Below are 9,225 nucleotides of genomic sequence, written 5' to 3' on the forward strand. Positions count from 1 at the left end.
TTATAATTATGTTAGTAAATACCATATTAGTGTATTTACTAACATATTAACATAATTATACATTAATGTAAAATGATATATTTATTTTTTGTATAATTTATTATTGTTTCAAATTTATCTTTAGGCACCGTGATATAAACTTATAAAGCATATACAGTAATATTAATAATAATCCAATATTAATAATTGTGAATTTATTATTAATATTCATATATAATAAGTTCTTTCTAAAAAACTCTACATCAATGCCAAATATTTTAGATATACTTAAATTTAAAAGGTAAAGCCTGTTAGGATAAAGAAAATACAACAACATAAGTATAAAGCTTGAAGAAAGCACGAATATGTCCGTAGTTAATAAATTGTAGTATCTTTTGGGATTATTATTAGTGTCATATTTTGCGAACAATATTACTGCTGTTGATATAACAAGGTAGATTACTATTTTTGTTGGATTCAGTATATATAGGTTCAGTATATTAAGTTCGAGATTTGCAGCTAATATACTATATATTGCTGAAAGTATTAATATTCCAATCTTTTCTATAAAAAAGAAGATAAAACATGTAATTGATATATTTAAAAGTATATCTCTTTTTGATTCAAAACGACTAGATGCATAATTATAATTAACAAATAAAGCTAAACAAATTATTAAAAAATACACCAAATTTGAACCAGGATCTGATACAAACAATGCAAAATTAACAATCATTAATATTATGTAAATGAAAATTAGTAGCATATTAATTTTTAAAAGGTAGGATATATTTATACCCGCTAATTTTCTACTTGTAGTAAAATCATTTATTTCGTTTAAAAAATCGGATTTTTTAAAATTCTTAATAGCCATATTTATCGAATCTTCTTCCGACATACCTTGTTTTATATAATCATCTTTCATGTTATTTAAGTGTTCTACCAGCTCATTCTCTAAATCCTTTTTTTCTGAACGATTAAGTCTACTTTTTTTCAATAATTTACTTACATATTCACTGAATTCAGTCATATTTTACCTCCCGTTAATTTATCTAACAGATTATTAAGGTTTCTTATACCAGAAACTTTTTCTTGTAAATATTCTTTACCTAAATCTGTTATATTGTAATACTTTCTATTTCGGTCATCCTTAAACTGCCAAAAAGATGTTATTAGTTCTTTGTTTTCTAATCTTTTTAGAGACGCATATAATGTACCTTCACCTATTTCATAAGTATCATTACTTTGCTCTTTAATTAATTTGCTAATTTCATATCCATATGATGTTCTTGAGTTTAAAATACCTAATATAAGCACATCAATAGATCCCTTAAATATTTCTATATCCATAAATTCCCTCCCTTCTGTAATTATTATATCAAAACATACATCTCATTGCAAGGTATATATTAATACTATGTATATATTTTTTTGATTTACTTTAAGTCTTATTACTAATGGGATACTTAGAATATATATTCATATTTAACTAAAAGGGGTGTGGGGAATCCCCACGCTTTGCAAGCTATTGGCTATACCAATAGGAAGCTTGCCATCTCTAACGAGATGATTTTCTATCGCCCACACCTCCAGCATAAAACTAATATTAATTAAATCTAAATTTGATTAGGTGATATTGAAAATAAAACCTCTTGGTTACTACAGCGACAAATCATAATCATCTTCTAGTTCAGTATCATTTGTCTTTTCATTTGTAATTGCCATGCCAAACCTTAAATCTGTCGCAAACATTGCTATATTATAGTTGCTGCTATCTAAGCTATAGAATATATCCATAGGATTGGTTCTATCATCAGAATATCCGTTGTATAGATTAAATCCTAATCTTACAAGAGCCTTTGCACTGGTTGAAAAGTCTACTTTATCACTATCCAAACAGTCTATAGAGATGCAGCGTTCATCAAAATCATATATATAGTTTCTTTTAGAAAATAAATCGCTGTTACCTGATAATATATAGAATAAGGCTTGCCTTTCATTATCGTATGGGCTAGTAACATCTTCTTGAGTTAAAAAATCAAATCTTTGTTCATGTAGTTTATTTAAGAATGTCATTAATCATCTCTCCATTACCTTAATTTTATAAAATAAAAAACTGATAAGATTAATCTCATCAGTAAATATATCAAATATCTATTTGTTAAAATACAAGTCTAAAGCCTTTGCAATGGCTTCTTCCATTTCTACTTTACTAACATCAGCTTCAAAGTATTTCTTTAAAAACTTAGGCTTTAGCTTTATCACATTGTTATTTTTATCTTTATCTCTTTTTAATGTCTTTCCAGTTAATATAGCTCTAGCAGCTTCCTCTGTTAGCTTCCCCTCATCTGAATACTTCCTAAGTAATTCTGCTCTTTTCATATCTACTTTAAATTTGTTTTCAGTAAGGATATTCTCTATCATCTGCTGCATATCACTACTTATAAATGAAAGAGTAACCGCCGTCATAAATGCAATTTCTCCATTATCAAGCCTATTAAGCAAGCTCTTATTTAGCTGAGATAATCTAACATATCTAGCAATCATATTTCTTGAAAGATTATATTCCCGTCCTAATTTTGTATCAGCTCTCGTCCTTGTCTCAAGTTGGTGAGAGGTTGGATTATTTTCTATCTTATCGACATTAGCAAGTCTTTTTATCTCATTTATAAGGTCAGTTCTTTTTCCTTGTCTCTTCATTGCTTTATATCTTTCTGAAATGGCAGCAACCCTCTCTGAATAAGACAAATCTTCAAAGGTTCTCTGTATTAAATTAGTTTCGGTAACTATTAACATTGCTTCTTCCTCAGTAAGTCCTTCTTTAATAATAGCAGGTATTTTTTTAAGCCCTGCAATTCTAGCAGCATTATGCCTGTTGTGTTCTGCAAGTATTTCATATAGTCCATTTTGTCCTGGCTGAACTATAATTGGCGTAATAACTCCAAGTTCTTTAATGCTCTCTACCATATTATTTAATCTTTCGCCATCGTAAAGTTTAAAGGGGTGATTTGAGAATGGTATTAAATTTTCTAAATCTATATTCACTATTTCAGGTTGTTCATCTTCCTCAAAGCTAAACAAATCATCAAGGCTCAATAGTTTTTTCTCGCCCATTTTGCTTTTCTCCTTTTTAGTTTCATATTAAACTTTTAAGTTTATTACTATGCTCTATCATTTTATATAAAATCCTTAAGTTTGTTTTCAAACCTCATTATTTTGTTGTTTTTAAGCTTGTTTACCTCGTTCCCGTTCTTTTTTCTATAACCCTTATAATAACCTTTGTAAATGCATCTATAAGGCTTTTATCCCCTGTATAATAAGGCTTGACTATTACCTTAACCTTAATTACTTTCGGTGTTTCCTGTGTCTTTATATTCTTATTTTGGCTCACAAAACTTCTCCTTCCTTATTTAGATTGAAGAAAATATTTATTCTTAATATCAACAAACTACCTTTTAGGGTGTCGATGGTGTCGATAAAGTCGATATTTTTATATGTACCCCTACCTTAAAATATCGACACCCTAAGCAAGATACCTATTGAATTTTTAGTTGGGTGTCGATATTTTCGGTATTTTCCTCTTTACCCTTACATAGAAAAATATCGCCACCATCGACCCTATCGACACCCAAACATGTAAAGAAAATTAATTTTATTCCATTTATTTTCTTTGATTGATAAACTATACCTTTTTTATCCCTCAATAAATCCTTATTTACATTAAGTACTCTTGCTAAAACATTAGGCTTTGCAGTAATTTTATTATCAATCTTTTTGAGTTCTTCAAGCAGCTCCTTTGATGTTCCTTGAAAGGTTCTCATATTAGCAATAAACTTTTCTACTGCAATCAAAATAGGATCTTCTTTTAAATCAGAAACATTATCCCCATAGGATATTAATTTCCATACGCTTTCTTCCTTATCAAATTCAATAGATAAAAGCATGTCTTCAATGTCTCTTCCTGTGATATGGAGCTTTGCCTTGTTTTCTGTACGATTTTCTTTTTCAAGAATAAAAATGCCGTCAACAGCACCAATAATACCAGTTGAACCAGAAACCATGTTTACAAGGTCATTGTCTGGCATTTTTCTAAGATGATGAACTAAAAGTATTGAAATATCATATTTATCTGCAATTACTTTAAGCTTTCTCACCTCATCATAATCACTTGCATAAGCGTTCTTATCATTGGAGCTATCCCTTATTCTTTGAAAAGTATCAATAGTAATTAATGAAGTATCCGGATATTCCTTTAAAAAGTTTTCAAGCTGTAATTCTAATCCCTTTGAAAGCTCTTTCGCTTCTGTAGAGTAAAAGGACTGCTCTGAACCTTCCTCTGTGATATGTGCCAGTCTAAAATGTATTCTTTCAATTGTATCCTCCAATGATAAATAAAGTGTAGAGCTTTTTATAGTTTCAAAATCCCAAACTTTCTCACCCTTAGATACTTGATTACAAAGCCATAGTGCAAGCCATGACTTTCCGATTTTAGGGCTGCCTGCAAGAATATGAAGCCCTGTAGGCATTATTTTAGAAATTACGTATTTAAGTGGTTTTACCTCCATCTCAAGAAGTGTTTTGCCATCAATAACATTAAGCTTTGGAGCCTGCTCACTTTTCTTTTCAGTTTCCTTTGTTTCCACAATTACACCTCCTGTGAAATTATCTATATATAAAAAACTCTCAAGTGGTGACATCTTGCCCCTTGAGAGTTTGAATTTTTTCGAATATTGTTAGGTCTATTGCTATCCTCTTAAAACCTTGATATATTTGACTTTAAGCTGTGTATTTGTTTACTGCCCCTAAAGTCTGTCCTACCTCACTTGGTCTATAGGGACAATCTAAATGATGAAGTGCAATTAGTCTGTCTTGAATATTTGTTCCAGTTCCCATTTTAGGTGTACTTCCTATAATTATTCTTTTATTTCCGGCCCTCATATCAGAAAATATTTCTTCACGTTGTATTTCATTTTTAGCATCGTGGATAAAGCATATTTCATTTTCAGGAATTCCTTTATTTATTAGTTCTGCTTTAATTGAATCATAAACAGAAAAACGCCCATCTGAATTAGGCGTTCCAACATCACAAAATACTATTTGAGTTCCTTTTATACTTTCTGATTTTTTGTATTCTTCATAAATATTTTCAATGCACTTATTAACCTTTGAATCTGTCTCATTTATTGCTTCTTTATTGATAAGCCTTGGATCAGTTCCCAAAAGTCTTGCTTCATTAGTTATCTTAAGCATATTATCTACAGAAGGATCAACCATGCCATTTCTAATTCTTTCAGCTCTTTCAACATAGTTTTCCATTTCATGTTTTATAAACTCACTTGGCTCTGAAGATACTAAAATATATTTATCATCTTTAAGTTTTGGTACTGGAAGCTTTAACATATCTGAGGTTTGAACATCTGCTATATTTTTAAATAAGGTCATTAGTTCTGGAAGGTTTGTAAACTTTGAAAACCTGCTTCTAAACCTATAGCCTGTACCTTCTGGAGCAAGTTCTAATGAGGAAACCACTTCGCCAAAGCTAGCAGCCCAAGCATCAAAATGCTGTATTCCTCGCCTTTCAAGCTCATGATTTTGAAGATACCTCTGCATTACATACATTTCTGTCATAGAATTTGAAATAGGAGTTCCTGTAGCAAATATTACTCCCCTGCCTTCATTTATCTCATGGATATATTGGCATTTCATAAGCATATCACTGGCTTTTTTAGCTCTTGTATTGGATATTCCAGCCACATTTCTCATTTTAGAAAATACTGCACAGTTTTTATAATAATGTGCTTCATCCACAAACATAGTGTCAATGCCAAGCTCTTCAAAGTTTATAACATCATCCTTTCTTGATTCATCAAGAAGCCTTTTAAGTTCACTCTCTAAACTTTTCTTAAATTTCTCCATCTGCTTTACGGACCAGTTTTCTCCTCTTTCTCTTTTAGTAGCTTCAATAGCATAGGTCATTTGGTCAATCTGATAATTTAACATTCTTTCTTGTCTTTCCTTTGAAATTGGTATTTTTTCAAATTGAGTATGACCTATAATTATTGCATCATAAGCCCCTGTTGCAATTCTACTTACAAATCTTCTTCTATTTTGTTTTTCAAAGTCTTTCTTTGTAGTAACTAAAATATTAGCTGAAGGATATAATCGTAAAAACTCTGCTCCCATCTGCTCTGTTAAATGATTAGGAACTACAAATATGCTTTTCTTGGAAAGTCCTAGTCTTTTAAGCTCCATTGCACTTGCTATCATTTCAAAGCTCTTCCCCGCACCCACACAATGAGCAAGAAGGGTACTTCCACCATATAAAATTCTAGCTATAGCATTTACTTGATGCTGTCTAAGTTTAATATCTGGATTCATTCCAGGGAAAGTTAAATGGCTCCCATCATACTCTCTAAGCCTTATGTTATTAAAGTTTTCATTATAGAATTCAACATACTTCTTTCTTCTGTCAGGATCTCTGAATATCCAGTTCTTAAATTCTTCTTTAAGCTGATTTTGCTTTTCTCTAGCAAGCATAGTTTCCTTTTGATTAAGTACATATCTTACAGTATCGCCTTCTTCTATTCTGTCTTTTACTGTAACAGTTCTAAGGTTTAAGGTTTCTTCAATAATGTAGTAGGCATTAAGCCTTTTAGTTCCAAAGGTTTCTGTTGCTGCCACGGAATAGCCATCTATACCTTTGTTTTCAATAACCCAAGATGCATTGAAATTATTATAATGAACTTTTATTTCATTGCTGCTATAACGAGAACCTGAGTTTTGTGCATACTTTGGAGTTCCTAAGGTTTCATAAATAAATTTTTCTATATCTCTTTCTTCAATCCATGTTGTTCCAAGCCTTATGTCAATTTCGCTAGCCTCTAAATTTACTGGCTTAACTTTTTCTAAGGCTTCTACATTTTGTGTAAAAAGCTCTGGATTAGTTTCAGCATAAAGCTTTGCTAATTTTAATTTCTGCCTTACATTACCGCTTAAATATTCATCTTGAGTTTCCCATCCTTGAAGTAAATCATCTTTATTATATTTTTCAGGATTTAAGAATATTAAACCTTTAAGTTCATTTATAATATTCTCTCTTGTGCTATCATAAATTTCTAGCATTAGAGATAAATCTACTGTTCCTTTTTCATTTAAACTTACTGTAAGAGCTTCAATAGCTGTATCAACTTCTGTTATCTTTATCTGAGGACGTATAGTTTGTTTAGTGAACATATCAGCTTTAGTAACATTTTTGTTTTCATCTACTACCTCAAGAGAACATAATAGGGGATAATCATTATCATCTCTAAAAGCTGTATTATTGGTTCTTGCTGTTATATATCCATAATTTTCAACAAAGGTATCATACCTTTTATTCAATATTTCCTGCTTTTCTTTTAACTCTTCTTGGGTGCATCCGTTTGTTTGAATATCTATTATTTCTCTAGTGATTTCCCTTATAGCATGGAGACCTTTTATCCTCTCTAAAGTCTTTCCTGTAGCTTCAATCTTTCTCATTGCAGCATTTTCTCTATAATAAAGCTGGTTATCTATAAAGGTGTAAGTGTAGTTTCTCACATTAGGATCAGCAGGAATAAAATCTTCCGCAGCAGCTTCTTCTCTTTCAAAACTTGTTATGTTAGCATTTAGATTTCCAACTGCTTTATCTAAAGCTTCACTTAAATCAAAATTCTCATCATCATTAACTAAGGCTGTGTATTTACTACCTTCACCAAACATTCTCTGATCAAAAACCATTTTTCCAAGAAGCATTTCTGGATTATCAAGGAAGTATTCATTTATAGGCACTCCATCTTCTGTTTTTGATACATGAAGCCAATTTTCTTCTGTAACTTGTACCCTTTCTCTCTTTTGAAGAAATATAATATCCGCAGTAACATCTGTATTGGCATTTGATTTAAAGGCAGTATTAGGAAGTCTTATTGCTCCAATTAATTCTGCTCTTTCAGCAATGTACTTTCTTACACTGTTGTTTTCTTTATCCATAGTCCCTTTAGAAGTTATAAAAGCTATAATTCCACCTGGTCTTACTTTATCTAAAGCCTTAGCAAAAAAGTAATCGTGTATTAAAAAATTATATTTATCATATTTAGGATCATGAAGCTTATAGTCTCCAAAGGGAACATTGCCTATAGCAACGTCAAAGAAATTGTCTGGATAATTATTTTCTTCAAAGCCTTGTATTTTGATATCCGCCTTTTGATATAGCTGCTTTGCTATTCTTCCTGAAATATCATCAAGTTCTACTCCATATAACTTAGAATTTTTCATGCTGTCTGGAAGCATAGAAAAGAAATTTCCCACTCCCATGGAAGGTTCTAATATATTACCTGTTTTAAATCCAAAGTTCTCAAGTGCTTTATATATTCCTTCAATCACTGTAGGTGAAGTATAATGAGCATTAGGTGTAGAAGCTCTTGCAGATGCATATTCTTCAGGAGAAAGTAGTGCTTTTAATTCTGTATATTCACTATTCCATCCTGCGCTATTAATATCAAAGGCTTGAGCCATGCCACCCCAACCTACGTACTTAGCAAGTATTTTCTGTTCCTCTGGTGTTGCTAATCTATTTTCTTCTTCAATAACCTTTAAAGTTTTAATAGCTTCTATATTGTTTCTAAATTTAGTTTTAAGTCCTCCAACTACAATTTCATCATCTGGACTATAGTTGTAGTTTATTTTCTCATCTTTTTCTTTTGCATTTGTTTTTTCTTTAGTTTCAGATTTTCTATTAACTTCATTGTTATTTAGCCACCCTAAAATATTAATTTCATAATTTTCTATGGCTTTATTTTTATAATCTTCCCAAGTTGAATTTTTACCTGTAGTTATATCTTCTTTATTTACCTCAGTTGATGCTTCTGTATGGATTAAAGAGCTTATTTTATTTACAGCAGCATTAATCTCCATATCATTAAAAGTAATATCTTTTATTATTTTATCAATTACACTTTGAGTTTTTTCTAACTTGCTTTCTATATTTACTTCTTCTAATGCTACTTGACTTGTAATAAAGTTTGATATATTTTGTAAAGTCTTTGAGTAAAGGTTCTTTTCTAATGGTTCTTCAAACTCTACACTTCTATAATAATCAGCATTTAGTGCTTTTAGCTTATAAATAACCTGCTCATAGATTTTATCTTGAATATCGCGTTTATTACTAATATCTTCATTTTTAGTATCTTCTATATTTTTAGCTTCCTTATGCTTATTTTCAGGAATAAA

General features: G+C 30.6%; 7 protein-coding genes. All 7 read right to left on the bottom strand.

All coding sequences use genetic code 11. The features are described from left to right. Positions 1–100 precede the first annotated feature (100 nt). Entirely contained in the window at positions 101–1,009 is a 909-nt protein-coding gene (locus N3C_RS13985; RefSeq protein WP_074366628.1) for a permease prefix domain 1-containing protein, read from the bottom strand. After that, positions 1,006–1,329, bottom strand: a complete 324-nt coding sequence (locus tag N3C_RS13990; protein WP_074366629.1) for a PadR family transcriptional regulator — start codon at positions 1,327–1,329, stop codon at positions 1,006–1,008. The genes N3C_RS13985 and N3C_RS13990 overlap by 4 nt, the downstream gene beginning before the upstream one ends. A 309-nt stretch (positions 1,330–1,638) precedes the next feature. Then, positions 1,639–2,055: a DUF6075 family protein gene (locus N3C_RS13995; protein WP_074366630.1), complete on the bottom strand. Its 417-nt coding sequence runs from the start codon at positions 2,053–2,055 to the stop codon at positions 1,639–1,641. Between the two features lie 78 nt (positions 2,056–2,133). Then, positions 2,134–3,093, bottom strand: coding sequence for a ParB N-terminal domain-containing protein (locus N3C_RS14000; protein ID WP_074366631.1), 960 nt, complete (start codon positions 3,091–3,093; stop codon positions 2,134–2,136). Positions 3,094–3,214: 121 nt separating this feature from the next. Further along, positions 3,215–3,370, bottom strand: coding sequence for a hypothetical protein (locus tag N3C_RS15170; protein WP_178377841.1), 156 nt, complete (start codon positions 3,368–3,370; stop codon positions 3,215–3,217). A gap of 145 nt (positions 3,371–3,515) precedes the next feature. After that, entirely contained in the window at positions 3,516–4,622 is a 1,107-nt protein-coding gene (locus N3C_RS14005) for an AAA family ATPase (RefSeq protein WP_178377842.1), read from the bottom strand. A 133-nt stretch (positions 4,623–4,755) separates the two neighbouring features. Beyond that, positions 4,756–9,225 (bottom strand): DEAD/DEAH box helicase family protein (locus N3C_RS14010; RefSeq protein ID WP_242944113.1); only part of this gene is annotated, 4,470 nt, incomplete at its 5' end.

The sequence above is a fragment of the Clostridium sp. N3C genome (genome assembly GCF_900095445.1).
GTDB lineage: Bacteria > Bacillota > Clostridia > Clostridiales > Clostridiaceae > Clostridium_AU.